This window comes from Halobellus inordinatus (assembly GCF_024498335.1).
Classification (GTDB): domain Archaea; phylum Halobacteriota; class Halobacteria; order Halobacteriales; family Haloferacaceae; genus Haloquadratum; species Haloquadratum inordinatus.
This window is the reverse complement of the sequence record NZ_CP101825.1, coordinates 2,029,564-2,056,307: the sequence shown is the minus strand read 5'-3', so window position 1 is coordinate 2,056,307 and position 26,744 is coordinate 2,029,564. Positions and strand designations below refer to the sequence as shown.

Sequence of the window (26,744 nt, the reverse complement as noted above, 5' to 3'; positions counted from 1 at the left end):
GTGTGAGCGCCGTTCGGATGTGGGACTCGCGTTCCGTCCCGCGGATTCGGGTCCTATCCAGTGAATTCGACCCTCCGCAACCGAGTGCTCGGAACCGCGGGCAGACAGCGGCGTCGGGACGGTAGCCGCGCACTTCCCGCATTAAGGCGCGTTTTCTCGAACGGCCGCCTTCGATAATCGACGATTAGCTATCACCGCTTCTCGCGACAGAACAGGTATGAGCCGCGCTGTCGATTCCGACGCGGATTCCGGAGACCGGGTCTATCACGTCGTCTGTCACGACTGTCCGACCGAACACCTCACGAAGCGGGCGGCCGAGGCCGAAAAGCTGTTCTCGGAGCACCGGTCGGTGACCGATCACGACGTCGACGTCGCCGCGCTGCGGGCGCCCGACGCGACGTGACGTGCGGGCTGTTCTCGCACTGTCTCGGTGGCACGTTCGAGCCATCGGCTGGTAGATACTCGAGGAGGAGTCGACGCGAGGCGTCGAAGCGGTTACAGCGAACGTCAGACCGCCGCGACTGCTGCGCTCAGTTCGACAGCTGTTCGATGACGCCGACGAGGTCGCTCTTCTCTTGGACGCCGATGACGCGCTCGGCCTGCTCGCCGTTCTTGTAGAACTCGAGCGTCGGAACCGATCGGACGCCGGCGTCGCGCGCGAGGCCCTGCAGTTCGTCGATGTCGACTTTCAGGACGGTCGCGTCGGTCTCCTCGGCGATCTCCGCTACTGTGGGTTCGAGCATCTTACACGGCCCACACCACTCTGCGTGGTAGTCGACGAGGACGACCTCGTGTTCGGCGAGAAGTTCTTGGAAGTGTTCCGCGCTCTCGACGTGGATCGGCGCGCCGGTCGATTCTGGCGAACTCATACCACGCTCTACTGGGGGCAGCCCTTTACCTATTTCGAGGATTGGGGCCCGCCTCGCACGACCGTCGGGAACCGTCGATATCGGCGCCGTCGACATACAACGGCGGCGAACGCAGCGGATAAACGGCCGATAGTCACCGACCGAGTACCTCGTAGCTGAGCAGGACGCCGTCGTCGACGCGCCGGACGTCTTCGAGCGACAGTTTCGGAAAGTCCTCCACGAATCCGGGACCGTCGACGAGCGTCGGCGCCTCACGGCCGCCGAGGACGAGTGAGCCGACGTACACCGAGAGTTCGTCGACGAGGTCAGCCGCGAAGAGCGAGTGGATGATCTCGCCGCCGCCTTCCACCATCAGATCTGCGACGCCGCGGTCACCGAGCGCGTCGAGCGCCTCCGGAAGCGACACGCGCTCGTCGCCGGCGACGACGACCTCGGCGCCGGCCGCCGCAATCGCGTCCCGGCGCTCGGGGGTCGCGTCCGCCGAGAGGAGGACGTACGTCGTCGCCGCGTCGTCGAGGATCCGCGCGTCGAGTGGGGTCCGTCCACTGGAGTCGACGACGACGCGGGCGGGGCTGGGGTCGTCGCCACGCGCTGCTCGCTCGTCTCGGAGCGCCGCGTCGTCGAGTGTTAGATGGGGGTCGTCGGCGAGGACCGTTCCGATACCGACGAGAACGGCGTCGCTGTCGGCGCGGAGCCGATCGACGCGGGCGAAGTCTTCGGGGCCGCTGATCCGCACCTGCTCGCGGCGGCGCGTCGAGAGTTTCCCGTCCGCGCTCGTCGCTGCGTTGACGACGACGTGCATACCGAACGCTCGGTCCCCCGCGGCAAGCGAATTTCGGTTGCGATTCGGTCGACTCCGCGCCCCCCCGAGACGCGGCACGGACAGGACTTATGTGCGCGAGCGTGGTCACTTCTAGCAAGATGTCGCCGAAAGTGCTGATGCTGGGCTGGGGGTTTCCGCCGAACGTGAGCGGCGGACTCGACACCCACGTCGGGGAGTTGTTCGACGGAATGCGAGCGCGGGGCCTCGACGTCGAACTCGTTCTTCCGTCCGAGTACGCCCCCGAAGACAGAGCAGGAATCGTCGGCGTGCCGACCGGCGACGGCGACATCATCACGCGCGTGGGGCGGATGAGTTCGACGTTCGCCGAGCGCGCACAGGACGCAGACATCGTCCACACACACGACTGGTTCGGCTACGGCCCCGGGTCGCGCGCGAAGTCGAACGCGGACGTCGAGTGGGTCACGACCTTCCACTCGCTGTCGACCGATCGGAACCTCGATCCGCCAAAGAGGGAAGTCGAGACCGAGCGCCGACTCGCCGAACGCGCGGATCACCTCATCGCCGTCAGCGAACTCACCGCCGGCGACGTCCGCGAACACTACGGCGGCGATTGCCGGGTCATCTACAACGGGTTCTCGGAGTGTGAGACGACCGGGCGGGACTTCAAGGCCGAACTCGGAATCGACGGCGAGATGCTCTTCTTCGTCGGTCGTCACACCGACCAGAAGGGAATCGCCCACCTCGTGTACGCCTTAGAGAAGCTCCGTCGAGACGACGTGACGCTCGTGATGGGCGGTTCGGGGCATCTCACGGCACAGCTCAAGCGATTCGCGGAACTACTCGACGTCGACGACCAGATCGAGTGGGTCGGCTACGTGCCCGAGGAGGAACTGGGCGACTACTACGCGTCTGCGGATCTGTTCGTCTCGCCGTCGCTCGCCGAGCCGTTCGGGATCACGATCACCGAGGCGCTCTCGGCCGGGACGCGCGTGGTTGCGACCGAGAGCGGCGTCAACGAGGTGCTCTCTGAGGGGTGCGTCGTCGAGGTCGAACCCGAATCGGAGTCGCTCGCAGATGGAATCGAGCGGGGTCTCGAACTCGACGGTGCGCCGACGTACGACCCGATCACCTGGAACGAAGTCGTCGAAGAGACCATCGCGTTCTACGAGGAAATCGTCTGATAGTGATTACTCTCACTGTGTACCGCCGAGCGCCACTCCCGGTGGCGATGGTCGGCGGTAAGAGACGAGAGTAATCATTATGAGACAATCGGAGGCGCCGGTGCTGTTTTTGCGGTCCTACCGAAGGAGCCGTACGTCTGTCACGGGCTCGGGATGTCGGATGCGGTATCCCTCCGCAGTCGGAACGAGACCCTCGCTCGGCAGGCTCTGTCTGGCGGCCTGATACGGACTGTCGCTCTGGATTCCCTGATACGGGCTGTCTCGCGTCCCCCGGTACGGACTGTCGTCCTGTGCGGACTGGTAGGGGCTGCCATCGCGTCGGACCGCGTCGCGCTCGAAGTCCTCCGGCGGCAGGTAGATCCGTTCGCCCGACGCCGATCGGACGACGACGGCGGTGTCGCGGTCGCCGCGCATCGTGATGACGGTCTCTCCGCCCTCGATGTTCACAGCGAAGTTGACCTGCTCGTCCGCGCCGCTGCTTCCGCTGTCGGGTTCGGCGCTCCCATCCTCGTCGCGCCCGTCTGTATCCATAATAACTAGAGTGACAGCATTGTACTTATATTTCTGCCGTAGCGCAGAGTCCTGCGCGCGTTCGGTGGTCACATCGAACCCCCGATTATATACACCGGCCAGTATATGTGGCCCCCGAAGGTCAAGTAGGGGGACGACGAATAAGGGGTATGGACGTCCGTGACGCAACGACGGAAGACGTCGACGACATCCGACGGGTCGCAACGGAATCGCTGACCGCCTCTTACGGGCACGCGATCGACGAGGAAACGATCACGGCTGCCGTCGACGAGTGGTACAGCCCCGAGCGACTGCGAGAGTCGCTGACCGACGACACCGAGGTGTTCGTCCTCGCGCTCGACAACGGCGCTGTCGTCGGGTTCGCCCAGAGCGAGATTTCGGACGGTCGCGAGACCGTCGGCTACCTGGACTGGCTCCACGTCGTCCCGGACCACCGCGGTGAGGGCATCGGCTCACAACTCCTGGCGCGTCTCGAACAGGAACTCGTCGACGCCGGCGTCGACCGACTCGAAGGCCGCGTCCTCACCGAGAATCGGGAGGGCGTCTCCTTCTACGACGAACAGGGCTTCACCGAGGTCGGCGAGCGGACCGTAGACATCCACGGCGAGTCGTTCACCGAGCGGGTCTTCACGACGTTCCTCGACGAGGAGGAACCCGCGCCGAGCGGCCTCGTCGAAAAGCAGGTCGGCGATCGGACCGTCCACGTCGCCTACGACGAGTCGGTACGCGGCTCCGAATCGCCCTTCTTCGCCGTCTACCTCGACGACGCACAGACCGAGCGCTACGGGTGGATGTGCGGGGCCGACGAGAGCTTCGACGTCGCGATCGACACGATGGAGCGCTTAGAGTGTAACGAGTGCGGAAATCGCCGAAAGCCCGTCCGCTGGGACGCCGCGTATCTGTAACCCCCACCTTCTTTGACGGAGAGGTTTCCTCACGGGGTTTCGCTCCGCTGCGGGAATCCACCGCGCAAAAACCGGTCTCACTAATAGGGATTATCGTAACTGTTCGGAGATTCTCGCCGTACCGTCCGGCGAGAGATCTATGGAGACTTACGATAACCCCTATAAGCAGAGCGAAGTGAGGCTCGCGGTAGGATACGCTGAACATACCAGGAAAACGCTCGCGCCGCTATCTGCACTCTGACGGCGTCTACGCCGATCCGCGACTCGGCCGCATCCGAGAGAGGAATCAGGTCGCGGGGCGCTTTGCGCCGTTTATCGCTCGACTTTGTCCTGGATCTCTTTGACGATCTCCGGGTTGCGGAGCGTCGTCGTATCGCCGAGTTCCTCCTCGTTCGCGATCTCTTCGAGCAGGCGACGCATAATCTTCCCCGAGCGGGTCTTCGGGAGTTCCGGCGTGAAGACCACCTGCTGGGGGCGCGCGATCGGGCCGATGGCGTCCTCGACGCCCTCGACGATGCGCTCGCGCATCTCGTCGTCGCCGTCGTAACCGTCTTCGAGAATCACGTACGCGTAGACGGCCTCGCCTTTCACCTCGTGTTCGCCGCCGACGACCGCGGCCTCGGCGACGCCCTCGACGCCGACGATGGCGGATTCGATCTCCATCGTGCCGAGTCGGTGCCCGGAGACGTTGATCACGTCGTCGACGCGGCCGAGGATCGTGATGTAGCCGTCCTCGTCGATCTTCGCACCGTCCTCCGGGAAGTACACCCACTCGTCGGCGTCGGCGTCGGAGTACTCCTCCCAGTACTCCTCGATGAACCGCTCGTCGTTGTTGTACAGCGTCCGAAGCATTCCGGGCCACGGCTTGTCGACGGTGAGATAGCCCGCGCGGCCGGACTCGACCTCGTCGCCGTTGGTGTCGACGACGCGCGCGTCGATGCCCGGCAGCGGCGGCCCCGCAGAGCCCGGTTTCATCGTACAGACGCCCGGCAGGGTCGTGACCATCATCCCGCCGGTCTCTGTCTGCCACCAGGTGTCGACGATCGGGCACTCCTCGTTGCCGATGTGCTGGTAGTACCACTTCCAGGCGCGGGGGTTGATCGGCTCGCCGACCGTCCCCAGGAGACGCAGACTGGAGAGGTCGTGTTGCTCGGGGAACTGCGAGCCCCACTTCATAAACGCGCGAATCGCCGTCGGCGCGGTGTAGAACACGTCGACGGCGTACTTCTCGATGATCTCCCAGAGGCGGTCGCGCTCGGGGAAGTCCGGCGTTCCCTCGTACATCACGGTCGTCGTCCCGAGCGCGAGCGGCCCGTAGACGATGTAGGAGTGGCCCGTGATCCAGCCGATATCTGCCGAACACCAGTAGGTGTCCTCGGGTTCGAGGTCGAGGACGGCGTGGGAGGTCCACGCCGTGTAGGCGAGATAGCCGCCGGTCGTGTGTTTCACGCCCTTCGGCTGGCCCGTCGTTCCCGACGTGTACATCAGGAATAACATATCCTCGGCGCTCCGCTCGACAGGGTCGACGCGGTCGCCCTGGTGGTCGGCCATCAGGTCCTCCCAGGCGTATTGGTTGCCCTTCAGGTCGTGGTCGAAGCCGTCGTCGCCGAGGCGGTCGACGACGACCGTCGCGTCGACCCCGTGGTCGACGCCCGCTAAGCCCTCGTTGGCCTTCTGGAGGTGATCGAGGGCGTCGCCGCGGCGGTAGTAGCCGTCGCAGGTGACGAGATAGCGAGAGTCCGCGGAGTTCATCCGGGTCGCGAGCGCGTCCGCCGAGAAGCCGGCGAAGACGACCGAGTGCGGCGCGCCGATCCGCGCACACGCCAGCATCGCGATCGGCAGTTCCGGTACCATCGGCATATAGAGGGTGACGACGTCGTCTTCCTCGACGCCGAGGTCGCGGAGGGACGCGGCGAACTCGTTGACTTCGCGGTAGAGGTCCTGATAGGTGTAGGTTCGCGTGTCGCCGTGTTCGCCTTCCCACTTGATGGCGACGCGGTTCTTGTCGCCGTTCTCGACGTGCCGGTCGACGCAGTTGTACGAGGCGTTCAGCGTGCCGTCCGGGAACCACTCGTAGAAGGGTTCGTTCGAGTCGTCGAGGATCTCACTGTACTCTCGGTCCCAGTCGAGGAGGTCGGCCGCGCGACGCCAACTGTGCGGCCAGTTCTCCTCGAACTCCTCGTAGATGCCCGGATCCGAGACGTTCGCCTGCGATACGAACTCTTCTGTGGGCTCGAAGCTCTCCTGTTCGACCAGTCGCGCTTCGAGGTCCCCGTCTCCGTCGCCGTTGTCAGTCATATTCACTCACAGTTTTCGAATACCGGGTGATAAATCTGTGCGACCCGATCCGCGAGGCGCCGAAACCGAACTACTGCGGCGATGTTTCTCGGACAGTAGCCACTTCCTATCTGCTCTCAAAAGCCTGGAATCGCCCAGAGTCTTTTATTACGCGGTCGCGTAGCTTGGTCTATGTGTGAGGAGCAACCCTCGGGAGTCGACGAGCAGGCTGACGCGACGTCGGTCGGGCGCCGCCGCCTCCTGCTCGCGAGTGCGGGGGCCGCGACCGTCTCGTTGACCGGCTGTCTCGGTGGCGGCGGTGGCGGGAACACAGAGCCGCCTGCTGCGGTCACGATCCCCGAGACTGCGACCTGTGAGGTCTGTGGGATGGTGATCCGCCAACATCCGGGGCCGTCTGCCGAGATCTTCTACAAGGACCGACAGCCGAACGGGCACGAGAATCCAGCCCGTTTCGACAGTACCTGGGAGGCCTACCAGTACGAGTTCGAGAAGGACGACAGCGGCTGGGAGGACGTCGCGTTCTACGTCACCGACTACTCGTCGGTGGACTACGAGACCTACGAGGACGGCGGCGACATCCTCATCACGCGACATTTCGAGGCGTCGACGTTCGTCTCGGCGACCGACGTGACCTACGTCGTCGACTCCGAGGTGAAAGGAACGATGGGCCGTGACCTGATCGCCTTCTCGAACCGGGAGGACGCCGAGTCGTTCCAGTCCGAGCACGGCGGGTCGCTCACGACCCACGACGGAGTCACCCCCGAAGTCGTCGCCGGCCTCGGAATGTGATGGCGATCCTGTCGTCGACGGGGACGAAGTGGGTGACGGCCGCCGTGACCCTCACGCTCGTCCTCGCGAGTCTCTCGTTCGCCCTGACGCCGGCGAGCGGCGAAACGCTCCGCCCGGTCGACTTCGACGACACCGTGAGTATGGGCGGGACGGGCGTCGACACACGCCGCGCTGAGGCGGAGGGGTTCGCTCTCCCGCGAGCGCAGGTGTTCTACTCGGGCTACCGCTACGTCGTCGGCTACGTCGGCGTCGAGACCGTCGTCAGCGAACTCGGCGACGCGAGCGCCCAGCGGCAGTTCGGAGATCCGCTCGCGGTCTACGTCTCGGACTTCTCGGACATCACACCCAATCTGACCGAGGAGGGGTACGTCGTTCCCGAGCGCGGCCGCGCCGTGGGCTGGACGCCCGCCGAATCTGCGTACTTCGTCGTCGGGAGCGAGGCGACGATCCCGTCCGGATCGGTGATACTGCCGTTCTCCGAGCGCAGCGACGCCGAGCAGTTCGCCGAGCAGTACGGCGGCGACGTCGTCGACTGGGCGGCCCTCCAATCCCGCGTCGGCGACCCGCTGCCGTCCCGGCTCGATCGGTTCGAGGCGTCGATCGACGCCCGACACGAGTGGGCGAACGAGACCGTCACAGAGACCGCCGAGCGCCGCGACCGACCGCGGAGCGTCGTCGTCGACGCGGATAGCTCCACCACGGAGGGCTCTGCGATAGACGCCTCGGCCACAGGCGACGTCGCTACCGCGGCGACGATCGCGGACGCCACCGCCGCTGCACCGCCGAACACGACCGTCTACCTCCCGCCGGGAACGTACGACGTCGACGACGTGGTCGTGAACAAGTCCATCACGCTCGCGGGCGCGGGACCCGAGACGGTCATCAACGGTGACGGAAACCGCAGCGTCGTCTTTCTGAAGGGCGACGGCTCGGCCGTCCGCGACCTGCGCGTCACCGGCGTCGGCGACGTCGGGAGCCGCGGCCGCGACTTCCGGAACGGCTCGGTCGACTGGGATACGACGGTCCAGTTGGCGTACGGCTACGGCGACGCGGCGATCGTCCTCGACGGGGCGGCCGGCGCCTCGGTCGCGAACGTCGAAATCGACACCTCCGCGAGCGGTGTCATCGTCCGGGAGAGCCCCGACTCCGCGCTGACGAACCTGACGGTGCGCGGCGCTGCGACGGCCCGCGAGGGCTTTATGGGCGTCGTGCTCATCGGCGCGCGGAGCGTCGTCCAGGACTCGGTGTTTATCGACGGCCGTGACGGCGTCTACACCCACCGCGCGGACGGGAGCGTCGTCCGGGACAACCGCGCCGATCCCGGTCGCTACGGCGTCCACGAGATGTACACCTCCGAGTCGCTGGTGGCGAACAACACGGTCCGGAACGCGCAGGCCGGCGTCATCGTGATGACTCGCCCGACGGACAACATCATCGTGGGCAACGACGTCCGACAGAGCACGTACGGCATCGTCCCTGCCGGCGGCGACTCCTACTACGCGCGAAACGTCGTCGTCGACAACGAGCGCGGGCTCCAGGTCGCCGGCGACCGCAACACGTTCGCCGAGAACGTCGTCATCGGCAACGAGATCGGCGTGCGCGCGAGCGACATCCTCCCGTCGAACTGGGTGCTCAGAAACGACTTCGTCGACAACGAACAGACGGTGGAGTCCACCATCGGACCGCTCCGTACCTGGTCACACAGCGGGGTGGGCAACCACTGGGGCGCACTGCCGATCCCCGACGGGAACGACGACGGCATCTACGACCGCCCGTACCGCCCGTCCGGGTCGGTCGACTCCCGGATCGGGACGGTCTCGGGCGCGACCGCGTTGGCGCAGTCGCCCGCGGTCGCGACGCTCCGTCGCGTCCAGGACGCCGTCTCGGGGCTCCGACAGTCCGGCGTCGTCGACACGCACGCCCAGACGGAGCCGTTCCATCCCGAAGTGATCGCCGCCGCGCGGGCGGTCGATACCGAGGGGTTCCTCGCGGAGGAACGTTCGACGAACGACAGCGCGACTACCGACGAGACGATGATGACGAGACCAGTCGACGAACGGCGGATCGAAGTGGAATCGAATCGATACGTGACAGCCCAGGAGGCGACAGCGTGAGCGACGACAGACCCGCGGCGCTCCGGTCGACGGGCGTCGAGCAGTCGTTCGGCGACGTCGACGTCCTCTCGGGCGTCTCGCTGACGGTCGAGCGCGGCGAGGTCGTCGCCCTCGTCGGCCCGAACGGCTCCGGGAAGTCGACGCTCCTGCAGATTCTCGCCGGCGTCAGTCCGCCCACCGACGGCTCGGTTACGGTGCCGCGCCGCGCCGGCGGCGCACGCAGCGTCGGCTATCTCCCACAGCAGCCCGCGTTCCGCGAGGGATTCAGCGCGCGCGACACGCTCGAATTCTACGCGGAACTCCTCGACGGCGTCGACGGCGAGGACGTCGCGGCGACGCTCGACCGGATCGGCCTCGGAGACGTCGCGGATCGCGCGGTCGGATCGCTCTCGGGGGGAATGACTCGATTACTCGGGCTCGGACAGGCCGTGCTCGGTGATCCCGCGGTGTTGATCCTCGACGAACCCGGGAGCGGCCTCGACCCCGCGATGGTCGAGCGACTGTTCGAGGTCGTCGGCGAACTCGCCGCAGAGGGCACCGCCGTCGTCGTGGCGTCGCACGAACTCCCGGCGGTCGAGGCCCACGCCGAAACTGTCTACATTCTCGACGACGGCGGCTTCGTCGCGAGTGGGTCGCCGACGGAACTCCTCGAGGAGACCGACGCGGCGTCGCTCTCGGAGGCGTTCCTCCGGATCGTCCGCGCGCAGGCGGGCGAATCGACCGTTAGAGCAGGTATCGACGAAGGACAGAGCGCACAGGAGGTGTCGGGCGGTGAGTGAGTCGGACGCCGACGAGAGCGCCGACGCGCGGCCGGCAGACGGGTCGACGGCCGCGGGCAACGGGCAGGTCGACGCGTCCGCGAGCGAGGCCGCACCGGAAGACGAACAGCCCGAGGCGACGACCGGCGAGGGCGACGAAGCGAGCGCGGCGGCCGAACGGGGCGAGTTCGCTCGTCTCCGAACGAACCTCTTCGTCGTCGCGACGCGCGAACTCCGGACAATCGCCCGGACGCCGGCGCTGCTCGCGCTCTCGGCGGCGTTCACGCTGAGCGTCGTCGGCGTCGCGTGGGCCGGAACGGGCGGTGGCGGCGGGTTCGTCCCGCTGACGCTCGATCTGCTGACGTTCGTCGAGGTGCTCGTCCCGCTGCTCGCAGTCGCGTTCGGCTACCGATCGATCCTCGGTGACCGCCAGACCGGCGAGTTGGACGTCCTCCGGACGTACGACGTGCGCCGGGTCTCCTACGTCGGCGGGGTCTATCTGGGGCGCGCACTCGCGCTCGTCTGCGTCGTGGTCGCCACGCTGTTCGTCGTGGGGCTGTTCGTCCCGTTCCTCACGGCGGACATCCCGACGTTCCTGGCGATCAACGCCGCGGCCGACTCGGGCGTCCGCTACGTTCGGTTCGTCGTCCTCGCGGGCGTGTTCACGCTCGTCGTGCTCGCCGCGACGATCGCGATCTCGGCCGCGGCGCGAACCGTCCGGACAGCGTTCGCACTCGCCGCCGCGCTGGCGCTGGCGCTCGTTCTCGGCATCGACACCGCGCTGGTTGCCGGCCTCGCGAGCGGCGTGCTTCCCGAAAGCGGTCTCACGGCACTCCTGGCGCTGAGCCCGAACAGCGCGTTCCGCGGGCTGGTTCTCTCGACGGCGGTCGGTGTCGTCGGCGGCGCGGAAGTGAACGCGGGCGACCCGCTTTTGAACACTGTCGGTCTGCTCGTGTGGCTGGTCGGCAGTCTCGCGGTCGCCGTCTGGCGGGTCTGGCCCGCCGTCGAAGAAATCGAATCCTGATACTGTCGGACAGACCGATGTGAAGATGCTCGGCTCCCCCCGGTGCCGCACTGCTTCACGGACGTCTGTTCGACAGTATGACTGTCCTCAGCCGAAGTTTTCGACTTTCGCGTCGTCGGGATCGACGCCGGCGACGTCGAGCGCGGCCGTGGCGTCCTCGACGAACGCCGCGAAGCCGTAGACGAACACCTGCTCGTCGTCGGCGCCGGTCACTGCGGCGGCGACCTCCTCGTCGATCGCGCCGTCGACGACGACGACAGACGCGCCCGCCTCCCGGAGCGCGTCGAGGCGGCTCTCGTGCGCGGGCGTGTCAGTCTGGTATACGATCGCGGCCTCGTTGCCGTCGTCGACGGCGGCCTCGGCGATGCCGACCGCGGGGCCGACGCCCGGTCCCCCCGCGAGAACGACGACGCGTGCCTCCCCTTCGTAGTAGCTCTGTCCGAACGGCCCGGAGATATCGAGTTCGTCTCCCGCTTCGAGGTCGAGCAGGAACTGGCTGAACGGGCCGGCCTCCTCGGGATCGACGCCGACGGTGACCTCGAAGGTGTCGTCGACGCCCGGCGAGGAGAGCGTATAGAAGCGCGCGTACTCCTCGCCCTCGACAGTGGCGGCGAGTTTGATGAACTGTCCAGGCTCGGCGTCGAATCCGTCCGGCGACTCCAACTCGAGTGCAACCGTCTGCGGTCCGACGTCTCTGACGGCGCCGACGGCGACTGTCGCGTCCATACGCTCACGTTTTTCGTCCGGTGAGAAGGACTTTGCCTTCCGGCGTCGGTAGAGCACACCCCGATTGATACTGTCGGACAGAACTGTGTGAAGCGTATCGGCACCCCGTGGGTGCCAACATCATTCACGAACTTCTGTCCGATAGTATGAAAGCTCCAGAACTCCCGATCGGCCGGTCCCGCCCCTTCCCCGTCACGCGTTCGAAATTGCTTGTGGACGAACGGTCAGTTACTCGCGCAATATTTGCAACTCGCTTCTCAGTATGTTCGATATTCGGAGTATACTCGTTTGTTCGTAAACTTTCTGGGCTAGCAAATCGCCCCTTTTTTCAATGCTTTTCAGAAGGCTTTTCTTAGATCCAAGGGAACCTCTTAGCCACATGCCTGCGGACTTCAACTGGGCCATCGGCGGCGAAGCCGGCGATGGCATCGACTCGACGGGGAAAATCTTCGCCCAGGCACTTTCCCGGGCCGGGCGACACGTATTCACGTCGAAGGACTTCGCGTCCCGGATCCGTGGCGGCTACACGGCGTACAAGGTGCGGACCGCCGTGGACCCCGTGCAAAGTGTCGTCGACCGCCTCGACGTGCTCATCGCACTGACCCCGCGCACGATCGAGGAAAACCTCGACGAACTCCACGAGGGTTCGGTCATCATTTACGACGGCGACCGAACGACGATGGAGAACGTCGAGATCCCCGAGGGGATGGTCGGACTGGACGTCCCCCTCAAGCGACTGGCCGAGGAGGCCGGCGGTGCCATTATGCGCAACGTCGTCGCCCTCGGTGCAGCGTGTGAGGTATCGGACTTCCCGATCGAGAACCTCGACAGCGCCTTAGAGAAACGGTTCGGCTCGAAGGGTCAGGCCCTCGTCGACAACAACAAAGAGGCGGCCCGGAAGGGTCGCGACTACGTCGCCGAGGAGTACGACCACGAGTTCGACTACGAACTCGAAACGACCGACGCCGATTACGTCCTGCTCAACGGCGACGAAGCCATCGGAATGGGTGCGATCGCCGCGGGCTGTAAGTTCTACGCCGGCTACCCGATCACGCCTGCGACGGACGTGATGGAGTATCTCACGGGCCGAATCGAGCAGTTCGGCGGCCACGTGGTGCAGGCCGAAGACGAACTCTCGGCGATCAACATCGCACTCGGTGCGGCCCGAGCGGGCGCGCGCTCGATGACGGCGACGTCGGGTCCCGGGATCGACCTGATGGCCGAGACGTTCGGCCTCGTCGCCACGAGCGAGACGCCGCTCGTCATCGTCGACGTGATGCGCTCGGGTCCCTCGACCGGGATGCCGACCAAGCAGGAACAGGGCGACCTGAATATGATGCTGTACGGCGGCCACGGCGAGATTCCGCGGTTCGTCCTTGGCCCGACGTCGATCTCGGAGTGCTTCTGGAAGACCGTCGAGGCGTTCAACCTCGCCGAAAAGTACCAGACGCCGGTCTACATCGCCGCGGACCTCGCGATGGCTGTGACCGAGCAGACGTTCCCGCCGGAAGCGTTCGATATGGACGAGGTCGAAATCGAGCGCGGCAAGGTCGTCGACGAGGAGACGATCGGCGAGTGGCAAAACGAGAAGGGGCAGTTCCAGCCGCACGCGATCACTGACGACGGCGTCTCGCCGCGCGCGTTCCCCGGCACAGCCGAGGGTGCGCATATGTCGACGGGCCTCGAACACGACGAGCTCGGGCGACGGACCGAAGACACCGAGATGCGCGTCGAGCAGGTCGACAAGCGCAACCGGAAGGTCGAGACCGCGCGCGAGGAAGAAGACTGGACGCCGCGTGAGTTCGGCAACCCGGACTCGGAGAACCTCGTCATCTCGTGGGGCTCGAACGAGGGCGCGATGACCGAAGCAATCGACTTCCTCGAAGAGGAGGACGTCGACGTGCGGTTCCTCTCCGTCCCGTATCTGTTCCCGCGACCGGACCTCACCGACGAAGTCGAGTCGGCGGAGAACGTCGTCGTCGTCGAGTGTAACGCCACCGGCCAGTTCGCCGACGTCGTCGAGCACGACACGCTCTCGCGGGTCGACCGTGTGAACAAGTACGACGGCGTGCGATTCAAGGCCGACGAACTCGCAGCAGAGATCAAAGCGGCCCTACAGGAGGCAGACCAATGAGCTCGGACGTTCGATTCACGGACTTCAAATCAGACAAGCAACCGACGTGGTGTCCCGGCTGCGGCGACTTCGGGACGATGAACGGGATGATGAAGGCGCTCGCGAACACGGGCAACGATCCCGACAACACCTTCGTCGTCGCCGGGATCGGCTGTTCCGGCAAGATCGGGACGTACATGCACTCGTACGCGCTCCACGGCGTGCACGGGCGCGCGCTCCCGGTCGGCACGGGAGTCAAACTCGCCAACCCCGACCTCGAAGTGATGGTCGCCGGCGGCGACGGCGACGGCTACTCCATCGGCGCGGGCCACTTCGTCCACGCCGTCCGACGCAACGTCGATATGACGTACGTCGTGATGGACAACCGCATCTACGGTCTCACCAAGGGCCAGGCCTCGCCGACCTCGCGCGAGGACTTCGAGACATCGACGACGCCGGAAGGCCCCCAGCAGCCCCCGGTCAACCCGCTCGCGCTCGCGCTCGCTGCGGGCGCGACGTTCATCGCGCAGTCGTTCTCGACTGACGCCCAGCGGCACGCCGAGATCGTCCAGGAGGCCATCGAGCACGACGGCTTCGGCTTCGTCAACGTCTTCAGCCCCTGCGTGACGTTCAACGACGTCGACACCTACGATTACTTCCGCGACAGCCTCGTCGACGTCGCCGAAGAGGGCCACGACCGCACGGATTACGACGCCGCCAAAGAGAAGATCCTCGACGCCGACAAGGAGTACCAAGGCGTCATCTGGCAGGACGAATCGTCCGTGCCGTACGACCAGAAGCACGGTCTCGACGAGAATATGTCCGAGATCGACGACGGTGCGCCCGAGGGCGCGATGGACCTCGTCCGCGAGTTCTACTGAACGAAACGCGCTACCGCGTCTGATTTTTTCGACAGCACTTACTCGTGGATGGTGGGTCGCTACTGGGAGAAGCCAGCCGTGTGGTCGCCACCATCGGGCTGCGCTGCTGCGGCCGCACCGGCCGTGCCGGTTGGTGCCGGGACCGTTCCGGCGTCCGTTTCCGACGCGACTGGCTGGTCGATGTCCGCGGTGTCACCGATCTCGAACTCCGAGACTTGGTCGTGGAGGGACTCCGCGAGTTGGGTCAGGTGTTGGATGTTGTCCGTTGCCTCCGACAGCGAGGCGGCCTGTTCTTCGGTTGCCGCCGAGACGTTGCTCGCCTCCGCGGCCGTTTCTTCGCTCACGCTCGACACCTCGTCGGCCATTGCGACGACTTCCTCCGAGGAGGCGGCCTGGTCGTCGGTGGCAGTACTGATCTCTCTGATTCCGCCCTCCGCTTGCTGGACCGCGGCCGCGATTTCGTCGAACATCTCGATGGCGTCCTCGATGGTGTCGGCGCCGCGTTGGACCTGTTGGTCCATCGCCTCCATCTCGTCTGTCGTCTCGGCGGTCATCGCTTGAACGTCCGAGATGCTGGCTTCGATTTCGTTCGTCGCCTGCGCTGCTTCCTGCGCTAAGCCTTTGATCTCCTCGGCGACGACGGCGAAACCGTCGCCCGCCTCACCGGCACGGGCGGCCTCGATCGAGGCGTTCAGTGCGAGCAGGTTCGTCTGCTCTGCGATGTCGGTGATCAGTTCGGTGATCTCACCGATCTCTTCCATCTCGTCGTCGAGCGCGTCGACGCGAGCGGCTGCCTGGTCTGCGTGCTCTTCGATCGACGTTATCTCCTGTGTCGCCGCTGCGGCGTACTCTTGGCCCTCCTGGCTCCGCTCGACGGCGGTCGAAGCCGTCGCGGCAACCTCCTCGGCGGAGGAGGCGATCTCCTCGACCGTCGCAGACATATCGTTCATCTCGGCAGAGACCTCCCGGAGGCTCTCGCTTTGGTTCTTGGCGCCCTCCGAGATTTCCTCGACAGAGCCGGCAACTTCCTCGCTCGCCTGTTTGATCTCTTCGGCACTACTGGAAACCTCCTCGCTCGATGCTGCCACCTGAGTGGCTATCTGTTGAATGCTACCAACGTTCGCGCGGAGTTGGCCGACTCCTTCGTCGAGATTCGAGAGGACAGTACCGTACGCACCGGGACGGTCCGTGTCGATCTCCTGATCGAGGTCACCATCGCTGAGGGCGTCGCTGACGTCCCTGATTTCCTTGAAACTCCCAGTGAGTTGGTCGGTCCCATCGTCGATTCGCATCAGAATATCGCCGTAGACTCCGGGATAGGACGTGTCGATGTCCTGCCCTAAGTCGCCTTGTTGGAGGTTTTGACTGACGGAGTCGAGTTCGTCGACGGTGCCGCGGAGATTCCCCTGGAGCGTCTGAAACGCGTCGACCATCCGACCGAGTTCGTCGTTCTCGGGATGGTCCTCGATATCGGCGTCGAGGTCGCCTTCACTGGCCGCGATGGCGGCTTCGGAGAGTTGCGAGACGGGGCGTTTGATCCGTCGGGCAACGAACACCCCGATTGCGATGGCCAAGACGAACGCGGCGACGGTGAGTCCGAGGATCTGGAGCTGTGTTCGCTGCGTGACCTGATCAGCCGCAGCGACCTGCGATGTCAGATCTTCCTGTGCCGAGGCTTCGATGGTGTGCGCGTGCTCTTCCATCTGCGTTCGAAGCGCTTCCATCTCAGTCGCTCTGTCGGCAGCAACGTCGGCGTTTCCGGCGGCTCGCGCAGCGAAGAACTCCTCGCCGAGTTGGGTATACGTCTCGTGTTTCGACCGGAGTTCGCTGAACTGTTCCTGTTGGCTCGCGCTCAGGTGTGTGTCCTCTAACCGAGCGGCGGCCTCCGAGAAGCGTTGATTCGCCTGTTGGAACGACTCGCGTGCGCCCGATTCCTCGAGCTGTGCAGACTGGACCGCGGCGCGCTGCTGTTCGACCGCGATGATGAGCTGTGCGGCGGCGTCCATCTTCTCCCCGTCCTCGGCGATCACGTGTGCCTCCTCGTCGACCGTCCCCACCGCTCCGTAGCCGACGAAACCCGTGACTCCGACGAGCGCCGCCACGAGCACGAACGCGATGATGAGCTTCGGACCGACGTCGAGTCGGTCGATCGTCAACCGATCGAAGAGACGGCGAAGTGAAGTTATCATTCGTTGTGGTCAGCTGTTTCCGTGTGACCAAGAGGCTAGGCCCGCAATTATCACTGCGCGAAATCCGAGAAGAACTACAAATAACTCTATTGGCCACCTATCATTTATCTGCCACTATTGGTGGTGCGCAAACGAACGAGAGAGGAACAGGACACCGGTACCGTTCATTCGTAAGAGGCCCGGAGCAAGAGGGCAACTATGCCGGCCGAAGCCTACGACATCGTCGTCGGTGGGGAACCGCGGGATCGTTCACTGCGGGGACGGGGACGTCAGAGGTCCTCGACGCCGACCCGTCTTCGGCGTCGCCGGATGCGGTCACTCGTCTCCGACTGTTTTCGGTGAGGCAGAGATGCAAGCGACGCCATACGCATTGTGTTGCTTTCGACTACGGGATTCCGCCGTCTCGTGGGAAACAAGACTGTTCCGGCGCGTTTTTTACTTACGCGCCGATGTGAGGTAGTAATGACTGCGGACGCCGTACTAACCGATCGAAGACGCGAACGAACGGGACAGCACTTCCAGCGCGGTGTCCGCACGACCACTGCAACAGTACACCAGTATCTGCAGCCGACGTACACTACGGAACTACGCTATGTCTGAGAACTACGACGTCGTCATCGCCGGCGCGGGGCCGGCCGGAGCACAGTGCGCGCGAGACCTCGCACAGCGCGGGTACGACGTACTCGTGCTAGAGGCAGAACCCGAAGACCAGTTCCCCAGACAGTCGAACAAGTCGACAGCGGGAACCTTTGCGTCGATGACGGGCGCGTTCGGGATCCCCGACGACGTCGTGATGAACTACACCGACGAAGTCGTCCTCGAATCCCCCAGCGAGCACTTCGTTCAGAACCAACCCGGTGCCGTGCTCGAGTTCGCCGAGTTCAAGCGGTGGCTTGTCGCCGAGGGGCGAAAACACGGCGCCGAGTACCGCTTCGATGCACGCGTGAACAACCCCATCGTGGAGGACGGATCCGTCGTCGGGGTGCAGTACGCCGGCGACGAGACGGTGTACGGCGATATCGTCGTGGACGCCACGGGGCCAGCAGCGCCGCTCGCGAAGAAACTCGACGTCTGCGATCTCGAGCGGAAGCATCAGGCGATCGGCATCGAGTGGGAGATGGAGGGCGTCGCTATCGATCACCCCGAGTTCGCGGATCTCACCGACGCGATGATGCTGCGCCTCGACCACGAGTACGCACCCGGCGGCTACTCGTGGATATTCCACACCGGCGGCGACACGGCGAAAGTCGGCCTGTGTTACATCCAAAACGAGAGCTACCAGGAGTACGGCGACACGTCGAAGAGCATCGACGACCACCTCCACCACTGGTTGGAGACCGACCCCCGCTTCGCCGACGCCCAGCGCCTCACGGACAAACAACAGCACCGCGGGAGTGCACACATCCAGATGCCGGACGACCTCAGCACGGACGGATTCATGGCTATCGGCGATACCGTTCCGACCATCGATCCGCTGTGGGGCGAAGGAATCCACAAGTGTATGGAATCTGCGCGGGCCGCTGCCATCACTGCGGACCGCTGCCTGATGGGTTCGAAGACGGACACGTCTGCGGACGCGATGTCTATCTACGATTCCCTCTGGCACGCCCGCGTCGCACCGGACATGCGGACGCGGTTGACGATGACCCAGCTGCTGTATCTCGCCCCGAACGAACGGTACGACCGCCTGATGAACGACCTGAACGCGATGGGCGTAGACACGCTCAGCGATGCAAACGACGGCAGTATTCGCAGTCTCTCGAAACTCATCCACCTCGACGATCTGCCGTTGCTCGCACGGTTCGCGAAACAGCGACTCACCGAGTGACCTCGTCGTCCGATATCCAAACATCTAATCGGCCGAGCGACCTTCATCGGATATGAGTTATCGCCAAGAGCAACGCGTACCGCTCGCGAACGGAATGCCGATGCTCGGACTCGGCACGTGGCAGAACGACGACCCCGAGGAGTGCGAGAACGCGGTCAAGACGGCACTAGAAGCGGGCTACCGTCACATCGACACCGCACAGGCGTACCGCAACGAGGAGAGTGTCGGGCGCGGGATCGCCGCAGCCGACGTCCCCCGCGAGGATGTCTTCCTCGCGACGAAGGTGTGGATCGACAACCTCGCGTACGACGACGTCCTCGCCACGACCGAAGAGAGTCTCGATCGGCTCGGCGTCGACTACGTCGACCTCCTGTACGTCCACTGGCCGTCCCGCGAGTACGACTCCGAAGGCACGCTTCGAGCCTTCGACGAACTCGTCGACGAGGGGAAGGTCGAACGCATCGGCGTCAGCAACTTCGAGCCCGAACACATCGACGAGGCGATCGAGCGAACCGACGCGCCGATCTTCGCGAACCAGGTCGAACTGCACCCGCTGTTGCCCCAGGAGGAACTCCGCGAGCACTGCGCAGAGCGCGACGTCGAAGTCGTGGCGTACTCGCCGCTCGCCCGCGGAGAGGTCTTCAACGTACCCGAACTGACCGAAATCGCCGAGAAACACGACGCCAGCGAGCCGCAGGTGTCGCTCGCGTGGCTCCGCGAGAAGGGCGTCACAGCCATCCCGAAAGCGACGAGCGAGGCACACATCCTCGACAACTGGGAGTCACTCGGTCTCGCTCTCGACGACGAGGACGTCGCGAAGATCGACGCGATCGAGCGGACGGACCGCCGTATCGACCCCGACTTCGCGCCCTGGTGAACCGACGCGCGGTCTAAGACGGCGTCACGCGGCTCGCTGTCGGTGCCGACGTTCAGCGTCGTCGACAGTTCGACGCCACGTTCGTTCTCGGTGGACGCGAACGGCAGCAACCCATTTGTCGCACGGGTGCTAACGCCCATCCGTATGGAATTCAACCTGACCACGACGGCCGGCGTTCTTCTGGCGCTGATCGTCGCCGGGACGGCAGTTCTCAGTGCCGCGGGCGTGATGGCCACGAGCACGGTATTGATGATGGTGACGCCCGCGATGCTCGTTTTCGGAATCATCTGCGTCGCGATCGGCGTCAAACACGGCGAGTACCGCGCTCGCGCGTCCTAATTCGGCGTCCGACGGCCCTCGGAGAACGGTTCGCCCGCCGGATAGCGGGCCGAAGCGTACAGCGAGGCGGACCGGGCGGCAGTGACGCGACGACCCGGTTCCGCGACTGCACTCCCGCGACTGCGCCCCCGCGACCACACGGTTTTCGTCTTACAGTAGCATTTGCAAGCCTTCGCTCACCCGATCGCCCGACAGCGTGTGATCGGGTGCGGAATCAGTGGCAACCCCGACGATAGATGCGTCTCACGTCTCGTACGCGTGGGCTTCGAGCGTCTCCAGTTCGACGGAATCTAACACGGCCTCGTTCGTCGCTTCGAGAACGACGGGCGGTACGGTCGTCTCCGGGAGGCGCTCGGTCCGCGTGGCTTCGAGCGCTTCGAGCCACCGGCCGAGACAGAGACACCAGCGGTCGCCCGGTTCGAGCCCGGGGAACTGGAACTCGGGCCGCGGCGTCACGAGATCGTTGCCCTGCTCTTTGCTGAACCTCAGAAATTCGTCTGTCATCACCGCACAGAGTTCGTGTCGTCCCCGGTCGTCGGGATGCGTTCCACAGCAGCCGTCGCGCTCGAAGCCGGTCGTCGGATCGGCGCTACAGGTGGCGAGTTCGCCGCCGCGGACGTTCCGTTCGGACATATCGACAGATTGGATCGTGTGAATAAAAGCTCCCGGCTGGTGCGAAACTCACTGCGCCACGTCGTCGAATCCCTCGCCGCTCATACTCGCCGCGACCCGGACGCCGACGATGCTGATGACGATCCCGGCGACGATGAAGCCCGCGAGCCGTTGCTGTGGCGTCACGACGTACCCGAGAATCTGTGGGTCCGCGAGGACGGCCTCGCGCTGGAGGAACCAGCCGGCGAAGCCGCGGACGACCAAGCCGAGCGCGACGACCCCGAACGGGAGGTTCAGGTAGGGGGTGCTGACGGCGTCGGCCCCGATGAGTTCGTCGAGCAACCGTCCGGCGCTCGCGGTGAGCGCCGCGAGCGCGAGCCACGGGACGGCGCTGTAGGTGAACTGCATCGTCCGGAGGACGATCGACTCGGGCCCGAACTGCGGTGTCACCGAGAGCGCACCGAGGAAGATGCCGACGAGCCCCAACCCGAGGCTGACCGCGTAGGTGACGACCGACACCCGGCCGGAGTACAACGCGGCGCGCACCCGCTCTGGGATCTCCGCGAGGTACTCGTCGATCGCGAGGCCCTTGTACAGCAGGACGGCGCCCAGAAGCGCCGCGAGGCCCGCGAGGGCGACCGTCGGCGCGAACTGCGTCAACAGGATCGGCATAAACAGAAGCGTCGCGCCGAGCGGCACGAGAACGGTCGTTCTGAGTTCTTCGTCGGCCAGGAACTGTTTGAGCAGGTAGTACGTCGACTCGATGTCGTGAGCCTGCCGGACGACGACGCGGTCGACCGAGTCGATGCGGACCCGACTCTCGACGACGGGCACGACCCGCTCGTCGTTCGCGGAATCGAGGACGACGACCGCCGACTCCGGGTCGTACTCCTCGACGAGGGCGTCGACCTGAGCCGATAGGGATCGGTCCGCCCCGACCAGCGAGTCGCCGCCGCCGGAGACGACCGCCACGACCGCCTCCTCGCGCTCGTCGCCGAGGTCGCGAGCGACGCGAAGCGCTTCCAACAGGCAGTTGACGCTCGAATCCTCCGGATCGGCCAGTCCGACGTCGGTGACGAGGGACTGGACGGACTCCCACCCGACGATCGGGAGTTCCAGCCCCGCCGTTCGGCCGATGTCGTTGGACCGGTCGACACAAAGGACGAGCGTGGTCACGGTCGTGAGAAGGTATCACTCAGTTAAATTACTCCCGGTCAGCCGAGCAGAAGTGAACGTGCGTGGGGCACGAGCGGAGCGTTTGCACGTCGTCGCCGCGCGAACTGCGTTCGGCGACCGCCCACGTCACCCTTTTTCAGGGGTGGGTGCGTCTGTCTGTGCTGGTGAGACAACAGATGGGCGAGAAGGTCACGCTGGTGACTGGTGCTAGTTCAGGAATCGGGCGGGCAACGGCGAGTGCGCTCGCCGAGAACGGACACAGCGTCGCGCTGGCGTCCCGATCGGAAGACGAACTGCAGCGTATCGTCGACGACATCGAGACCGAGACTGAAGCGGAGGCGATCGCGATCCCGACCGACGTGACCGAGGAGTCACAGGTAGAGGCGATGATACAGGCGGTCGTCGACGAGTTCGGTCGCCTCGACGCGGTCGTGAGCAACGCCGGCCTCGCGCTGAGTGGGGACGTCGAGTCGATGCCGACTGACCACTACAAAACGATGATGGGTGTGAACTGCGATGGGATGTTCTACACCGCGCGCGCAGCGATCCCCCACCTGCGAGAGAGCAGCGGCACCATCGTGTTCACGGGGAGCATCGCCGGGAAATACCCGCGCGGAACGTCGCCCGTGTACGCGGCCTCGAAGTGGTGGACGCGGGGGTTCGCCCTATCGCTCTCCGCACAGATCGGCGACGAGGACATCGGCGTGACGGTGATCAATCCATCCGAGGTTCGCACCAACTTCAACAGCCAAGAGGGGACCGCCTTCGAGGACGCGTTCGAGGAAGGGGAGGTCACGGAGCCAGGGGACGTCGCGGACGCGGTGATCTATGCGCTGAGTCAGTCGAATCGGAACACTGTGGCCGAACTGGATCTGTACAGAAAAGACAAACTCGAAGACATGGAACTGGGCTGAAGGCCTCGGGAGACAGAGCGACGGCAGGTCGTCTCAGAGTGTGTCGGCGCCGATCGAGACACGTCGCGCTCACGGGGCCCGTCGAAAAGGTGAAAACGAAAACCGCGGCATAGATCGAAGAATTCCGAACCGGTCGGGTCCGGGGGTCGCCGGCGTTTAGAGCAGCCCCGTCTTCTGGAGCTTCATCAGGTCCTCGGTGTCGAGGGTCTCGCCTTCCTTGAACTTCTGGTAGATCTCCTCGGCTTCTTCCTTGGCGGCCTCGCGCTCCTCGGCACGCTCGTCCTCGCGCTCCTGCTCTTCCTGCTTGTCGAGCTCGCGGAGGCGCTTTTGGACGCGGACGAAGTCCTCGTGGTGCTTGTCGGCGGACTCCTGGGCTTCGACGAACAGCTCGTGCATCGCGTCGGCCTCGTCACGGATGTCGTCGGCCTCGCGGTAGGCCTCGATCATCTGGTTGTGATGTTCCTGGGCCTTGTCGGCGAGCTCTGTCACCTTCTGGTGGTGCTGGGAGGCTTCCGAGCGGACCTCTTCGGCCTCTTCGATGAGCTCTTCGAGTTCACCGCTGTCCTCGACCTTCTCCTTCTTCTGGCGGAGCTCCTCGCGCTTGTCCTCGATCTTCTCGATGAGTTCGCGCTCGTCTTCGGTCGAGAGCACCTCGGTCTGCTGGCGGAATTCGAGCTGCTCGATCTCGTCTTCGAGCTCCTCGATGTCCTTGCCGTCGTCGAGCTCGAGGTCCTCTTTCATCTGCTCGACCTTGTCGAACAGCTCGTTGGCCTTCGCGTTGAGCTCGTTGCGGCTTTCTTTGTGCTCTTGGACCTGCTCGTTGAGCTCGTCGCGCTTCTCGCGGTGTTCCTGAGCCTCGTCGACCTTCTCACGCGTCTTCGCGTTCAGGTCGTCGCGCTTGGATGCGCGCTCGGAGGCCATCTGGTTGAGCTCGTTTCGTCGGTCTCGGAGCTGGCCAGCGACCTTGATGAGCTGACCTTTGGAGCCGTTTTCGAGCTTGTCGTCTGTAAGCTCGATATTGTCCGAATCTTTGAGTTCCTGTACGTCGTAGTCCTGAAGAACGTCTTGCTGCGTCACCATGCGTAATCAAACCTCGATACCATCACCGCTCCGGACCGTGGCGGCCGCTCTTCGAGCGCTGCCGACCGTGGATAAGAATTCCCGATCATTCTGCGTGCTGTGCCGCCGGAACGCCGGAGGCGTTCTGGTATCTACTTCTTGTCGTCTACTACATATAAATCTGCCGGTGGTCGCGACGGCTGAAAACGCCTGTCACACCCCGTCTGTGCGCCGTGTGAGTCGTTCCCAGTACCCAGTATGAGTATATAAATCAAGGTGGTACTGTGTCACACAGTGCGCGGCGAGTCGCCGACCGAGCGAGACTTACGGAGGGGTCGCCGAAGGCCGCGTATGCGAGAGCGAGAAGTCGTCCACGCACGCGGACACGAGAACGTGACAGCCGAGCACAGCAGTACGTTCGAGGTGACCAGCGACGACTGGCTCACTCCCGCCGGCGACTGCATCCTCGCCGTCGAGGCGGACCGCGTCCCGGCCGACTTCGACGACGCTTTCGTCGAGGCCTGCCGCGATCCCGAGGCAACGATTATAGCCACACTCACGGTGACGACCGACGAGGGCGACACCTACGCGGAAACTGTGGAGGGACGCGGGCACCCGGACCTCGTCTTCGAGAACGAGCGGAGTCACGTCGGGCGCACGAGCGACTACGTCGACGACCGGACGATTCTCGTCGGCGCCGACGCCGCCGCCGCAGACTTCGATCGAGAACTCGTCGACGCGCTCGCGGCGGGGGCAGACGTCCGATTCGAACTCGTCGTCGAACGCGATCAGGACTGACGTCGCTGTACCGAGTCGTCGTGGACGGTTCCCGACGGGGGATCGGCCGACGACTTTTTTCACGCGCCGCCGAACCTCGGAGTATGCCCGAGGAACCGCAGGAGAACATCAGCGGCGGCGCAGACGGGAGCGCGGCCGCAGTGTTCGAGACCGGCGAGGCCGGCACGCGCGCGGAGGCAGTCGTCGACGAACTCGGTCGGCGCTACTGGCAGAAGACCTACGGGGGAAAGGACGCCTTCGAGTCGCTCGTCCGGACGATTCTCTCACAGAACACGAGCGACGTCGCGAGCCAACCCGCCCACGACGCGCTGATGGAACGCTACGGGGGCGACGACAGCGACCTCGCGGCCGCGCTCGCCAAGGCAGAACAATCCCAGCTCGCCGAGACCATCTCCTCGGCCGGGCTGTACAATCAAAAGTCGGAGATGATCATCGGCGCGGCAGAGCGCATCTGCGAGGAGTACGGCGGCGCGGGCGGCTTCGACGCGTTCGTCCGGGAGGAACGGCCGAGCGACGTGCGCGAGTCACTGTTGGACATCCACGGCGTCGGTCCGAAGACCGCCGACTGCGTGCTCCTGTTCGCGGGCGGGCGCGACGGCGTTTTCCCCGTCGACACTCACGTCCACCGAATCGCGCGGCGGATGGGGCTGGCCCCGGCCGACGCCGACCACGAAACCGTCAGGGAACGTCTCGAGGCCGACGTGCCGCCCGAAAAGTGCGGCTTCGGACACACCGCGATGATCCAGTTCGGCCGCGAGTACTGCAGCGCACGCAAGCCAGCCTGTCTGGACGGTCCCGAGGCGTGTCCGCTGTACGATCTCTGTGACCGGGTCGGCGTCGACGAAGTCGCCGAGTCGGTCGTCGATCCCGCAGCCGCCGGCGGCGAATAGTGGAGACGGGGACGGAGACTGAAACGGAGATCCGAGCAGTCCGTGGCCGGTTCAACAGTCGCGCGTATCGACGCCCGAAACCGGGCCGTCGCTCGGTTCGTACGTGGAATCGTCGATCGAATCAGAGAACATCGGCAGCGAGAAACGGTAGTCGAAGAGGATCACGAACGAGTCCCAGACGCCGCTCGCCGAGACAGTCTCCGGATCGCCCTCGAAGACGACGCCGGTTCTGAGTTCGATGATCTCCGAGCCGACCGCGACGCCCTCGGCCGCCAGTCCGAGCGCGCTCGGCGGCGCGGGATTCGTGAACAGCGACGTGTGAACAGTCACGTTGATGTGCGGGTTGCCGTCGCCGATCGTGAGGTCGTGACCGCCATCCGGGAAGCAGCGGCGCTCGTTCGTGTCGGTACCGCCCGCAGTGGAACCATCGCCGCCGCTCGATTGTGCTGCGACAGGTGCCGTCGCGACCAGGAGTGAACCGACGACGAGGAACGTCGCAAAGAGTGCAAACGACCGGACAGAGAACGGGTCGGGCGTTCGGGAAAGAGGCATAGCGAACGCTTGATCGCTCTCGGGATTAAGTCTCGGGGCGCAGTTCTCAGCGTTGAGATTCTACAGTTGAGTGACAGCCGCGGACTGGACCCCGAAAATCGGGAGGGCAGGTCGCCTACGACGACTCGCCATCCAGAGCGCGGACGAGTTCGTCGAGGACGGCGTCAGCGCTCGCGAGGTTCGTCGCCAGTGGGATCTCGTGCACGTCGCAGATCCGCAAGAGTGCGGTGATGTCTGGCTCGTGTGGCTGTGCAGTCAGCGGGTCACGAAGGAAGACGACACCGTCGCAGTTCTCGTCGGCGATCTCCGCGCCGATCTGCATATCGCCGCCGAGCGGCCCGGACTGCTTCCGCTCGATGTCGAGCCCCGTCGCCTCTCGGAGGCGTTTGCCCGTGGTGCCCGTGGCGATCAGGTCGAACCGTTCGAGGTCGTCGAGCCGGCTTCGAGCGAAGGAGATGATGTCTGGCTTCTTCTCGTCGTGAGCGATCAGCGCGAGGCGCATACGACCGTTCCGCGGGCAGGTGATAATAAGATTCG

At 64.9% G+C, this 26,744-nt stretch carries 26 protein-coding genes; 15 read left to right on the top strand and 11 right to left on the bottom strand.

Annotation, left to right across the window (positions count from 1 at the left end; genetic code table 11):
• Positions 1 to 217: 217 nt before the first annotated feature.
• Positions 218 to 403, top strand: a complete 186-nt coding sequence (locus tag NO362_RS10415) for a hypothetical protein (RefSeq protein ID WP_256545182.1) — start codon at positions 218 to 220, stop codon at positions 401 to 403.
• A gap of 127 nt (positions 404 to 530) precedes the next feature.
• Here NO362_RS10415 and trxA read toward each other — a convergent pair whose 3' ends face one another.
• Positions 531 to 869: a thioredoxin gene (gene trxA, locus NO362_RS10410; protein WP_256545181.1), complete on the bottom strand. Its 339-nt coding sequence runs from the start codon at positions 867 to 869 to the stop codon at positions 531 to 533.
• 133 nt (positions 870 to 1,002) lie between these two features.
• Positions 1,003 to 1,671: a 2,5-diamino-6-(ribosylamino)-4(3H)-pyrimidinone 5'-phosphate reductase gene (locus NO362_RS10405; RefSeq protein WP_256545180.1), complete on the bottom strand. Its 669-nt coding sequence runs from the start codon at positions 1,669 to 1,671 to the stop codon at positions 1,003 to 1,005.
• A 137-nt stretch (positions 1,672 to 1,808) separates the two neighbouring features.
• On the opposite strand from NO362_RS10405, the gene NO362_RS10400 reads away from it, so the two are divergent.
• Positions 1,809 to 2,834, top strand: coding sequence for a glycosyltransferase family 4 protein (locus tag NO362_RS10400; RefSeq protein ID WP_256546631.1), 1,026 nt, complete (start codon positions 1,809 to 1,811; stop codon positions 2,832 to 2,834).
• 117 nt (positions 2,835 to 2,951) lie between these two features.
• Here NO362_RS10400 and NO362_RS10395 read toward each other — a convergent pair whose 3' ends face one another.
• Positions 2,952 to 3,365, bottom strand: a complete 414-nt coding sequence (locus NO362_RS10395) for a DUF7510 family protein (protein WP_256545179.1) — start codon at positions 3,363 to 3,365, stop codon at positions 2,952 to 2,954.
• A gap of 149 nt (positions 3,366 to 3,514) precedes the next feature.
• Between NO362_RS10395 and NO362_RS10390 the strand changes: the two genes are divergently transcribed.
• A complete protein-coding gene (locus NO362_RS10390; RefSeq protein WP_256545178.1) occupies positions 3,515 to 4,270 on the top strand; it encodes a GNAT family N-acetyltransferase in 756 nt (251 codons plus the stop codon).
• A 312-nt stretch (positions 4,271 to 4,582) separates the two neighbouring features.
• Here the strand turns inward: NO362_RS10390 and acs are convergent, their stop codons facing one another.
• Complete coding sequence (acs, locus tag NO362_RS10385; RefSeq protein ID WP_256545177.1) at positions 4,583 to 6,568, bottom strand: acetate--CoA ligase; 1,986 nt, start codon at positions 6,566 to 6,568, stop codon at positions 4,583 to 4,585.
• Between the two features lie 171 nt (positions 6,569 to 6,739).
• Here acs and NO362_RS10380 point away from each other — a divergent pair, with 171 nt between their 5' ends.
• The 4 genes from NO362_RS10380 (at position 6,740) to NO362_RS10365 (ending at position 11,253) form a co-directional block, all read left to right on the top strand.
• Positions 6,740 to 7,357: a nitrous oxide reductase accessory protein NosL gene (locus NO362_RS10380; RefSeq protein WP_256545175.1), complete on the top strand. Its 618-nt coding sequence runs from the start codon at positions 6,740 to 6,742 to the stop codon at positions 7,355 to 7,357.
• Entirely contained in the window at positions 7,357 to 9,471 is a 2,115-nt protein-coding gene (locus NO362_RS10375; RefSeq protein ID WP_256545174.1) for a NosD domain-containing protein, read from the top strand. The genes NO362_RS10380 and NO362_RS10375 overlap by 1 nt, the downstream gene beginning before the upstream one ends.
• Positions 9,468 to 10,250 carry an ABC transporter ATP-binding protein gene (locus NO362_RS10370; RefSeq protein ID WP_256289796.1) on the top strand — a complete coding sequence of 261 codons (783 nt, stop codon included), beginning with the start codon at positions 9,468 to 9,470 and terminating at the stop codon, positions 10,248 to 10,250. Before NO362_RS10375 ends, NO362_RS10370 begins: the two co-directional genes overlap by 4 nt.
• 220 nt (positions 10,251 to 10,470) lie before the next feature.
• Complete coding sequence (locus tag NO362_RS10365) at positions 10,471 to 11,253, top strand: ABC transporter permease subunit (RefSeq protein WP_256546630.1); 783 nt, start codon at positions 10,471 to 10,473, stop codon at positions 11,251 to 11,253.
• An 87-nt stretch (positions 11,254 to 11,340) separates the two neighbouring features.
• Here the strand turns inward: NO362_RS10365 and NO362_RS10360 are convergent, their stop codons facing one another.
• A complete protein-coding gene (locus NO362_RS10360; protein ID WP_256545173.1) occupies positions 11,341 to 11,979 on the bottom strand; it encodes an FAD-dependent oxidoreductase in 639 nt (212 codons plus the stop codon).
• 379 nt (positions 11,980 to 12,358) lie between these two features.
• On the opposite strand from NO362_RS10360, the gene NO362_RS10355 reads away from it, so the two are divergent.
• A complete protein-coding gene (locus NO362_RS10355) occupies positions 12,359 to 14,113 on the top strand; it encodes a 2-oxoacid:acceptor oxidoreductase subunit alpha (protein WP_256545172.1) in 1,755 nt (584 codons plus the stop codon).
• Positions 14,110 to 14,973: a 2-oxoacid:ferredoxin oxidoreductase subunit beta gene (locus NO362_RS10350; RefSeq protein ID WP_256545171.1), complete on the top strand. Its 864-nt coding sequence runs from the start codon at positions 14,110 to 14,112 to the stop codon at positions 14,971 to 14,973. Before NO362_RS10355 ends, NO362_RS10350 begins: the two co-directional genes overlap by 4 nt.
• Positions 14,974 to 15,032: 59 nt before the next feature.
• Here the strand turns inward: NO362_RS10350 and NO362_RS10345 are convergent, their stop codons facing one another.
• A complete protein-coding gene (locus NO362_RS10345; RefSeq protein ID WP_256545169.1) occupies positions 15,033 to 17,162 on the bottom strand; it encodes a HAMP domain-containing methyl-accepting chemotaxis protein in 2,130 nt (709 codons plus the stop codon).
• Positions 17,163 to 17,754: 592 nt separating this feature from the next.
• On the opposite strand from NO362_RS10345, the gene NO362_RS10340 reads away from it, so the two are divergent.
• The 3 genes from NO362_RS10340 (at position 17,755) to NO362_RS10330 (ending at position 20,206) form a co-directional block, all read left to right on the top strand.
• Positions 17,755 to 18,990 (top strand): digeranylgeranylglycerophospholipid reductase, encoded by a 1,236-nt coding sequence (locus NO362_RS10340; RefSeq protein WP_256545168.1) that lies wholly within the window; start codon positions 17,755 to 17,757, stop codon positions 18,988 to 18,990.
• 52 nt (positions 18,991 to 19,042) lie between these two features.
• Entirely contained in the window at positions 19,043 to 19,867 is an 825-nt protein-coding gene (locus NO362_RS10335) for an aldo/keto reductase (RefSeq protein ID WP_369335089.1), read from the top strand.
• Positions 19,868 to 20,011: 144 nt separating this feature from the next.
• Positions 20,012 to 20,206 (top strand): DUF7333 family protein, encoded by a 195-nt coding sequence (locus tag NO362_RS10330; protein WP_121570629.1) that lies wholly within the window; start codon positions 20,012 to 20,014, stop codon positions 20,204 to 20,206.
• Positions 20,207 to 20,449: 243 nt separating this feature from the next.
• Here NO362_RS10330 and NO362_RS10325 read toward each other — a convergent pair whose 3' ends face one another.
• Positions 20,450 to 20,839 carry a DUF2237 family protein gene (locus NO362_RS10325; protein WP_256289789.1) on the bottom strand — a complete coding sequence of 130 codons (390 nt, stop codon included), beginning with the start codon at positions 20,837 to 20,839 and terminating at the stop codon, positions 20,450 to 20,452.
• A gap of 48 nt (positions 20,840 to 20,887) precedes the next feature.
• Positions 20,888 to 21,994, bottom strand: coding sequence for a DUF373 family protein (locus tag NO362_RS10320; RefSeq protein WP_256289788.1), 1,107 nt, complete (start codon positions 21,992 to 21,994; stop codon positions 20,888 to 20,890).
• Between the two features lie 164 nt (positions 21,995 to 22,158).
• Here NO362_RS10320 and NO362_RS10315 point away from each other — a divergent pair, with 164 nt between their 5' ends.
• Positions 22,159 to 22,908, top strand: coding sequence for an SDR family oxidoreductase (locus NO362_RS10315; protein WP_369335088.1), 750 nt, complete (start codon positions 22,159 to 22,161; stop codon positions 22,906 to 22,908).
• Positions 22,909 to 23,064: 156 nt separating this feature from the next.
• Here the strand turns inward: NO362_RS10315 and NO362_RS10310 are convergent, their stop codons facing one another.
• Complete coding sequence (locus NO362_RS10310) at positions 23,065 to 23,988, bottom strand: coiled-coil protein (protein ID WP_121570625.1); 924 nt, start codon at positions 23,986 to 23,988, stop codon at positions 23,065 to 23,067.
• Between the two features lie 330 nt (positions 23,989 to 24,318).
• Between NO362_RS10310 and NO362_RS10305 the strand changes: the two genes are divergently transcribed.
• Positions 24,319 to 24,765: a DUF371 domain-containing protein gene (locus NO362_RS10305; protein ID WP_256545167.1), complete on the top strand. Its 447-nt coding sequence runs from the start codon at positions 24,319 to 24,321 to the stop codon at positions 24,763 to 24,765.
• Between the two features lie 83 nt (positions 24,766 to 24,848).
• A complete protein-coding gene (locus tag NO362_RS10300) occupies positions 24,849 to 25,655 on the top strand; it encodes an endonuclease III domain-containing protein (protein WP_256545166.1) in 807 nt (268 codons plus the stop codon).
• A 51-nt stretch (positions 25,656 to 25,706) separates the two neighbouring features.
• On the opposite strand, the gene NO362_RS10295 is transcribed toward NO362_RS10300, so the two are convergent.
• A complete protein-coding gene (locus NO362_RS10295; RefSeq protein WP_256545165.1) occupies positions 25,707 to 26,207 on the bottom strand; it encodes a DUF7332 family protein in 501 nt (166 codons plus the stop codon).
• Positions 26,208 to 26,322: 115 nt separating this feature from the next.
• Positions 26,323 to 26,709, bottom strand: a complete 387-nt coding sequence (locus NO362_RS10290; protein ID WP_256545164.1) for a methylglyoxal synthase — start codon at positions 26,707 to 26,709, stop codon at positions 26,323 to 26,325.
• Positions 26,710 to 26,744 lie beyond the last annotated feature (35 nt).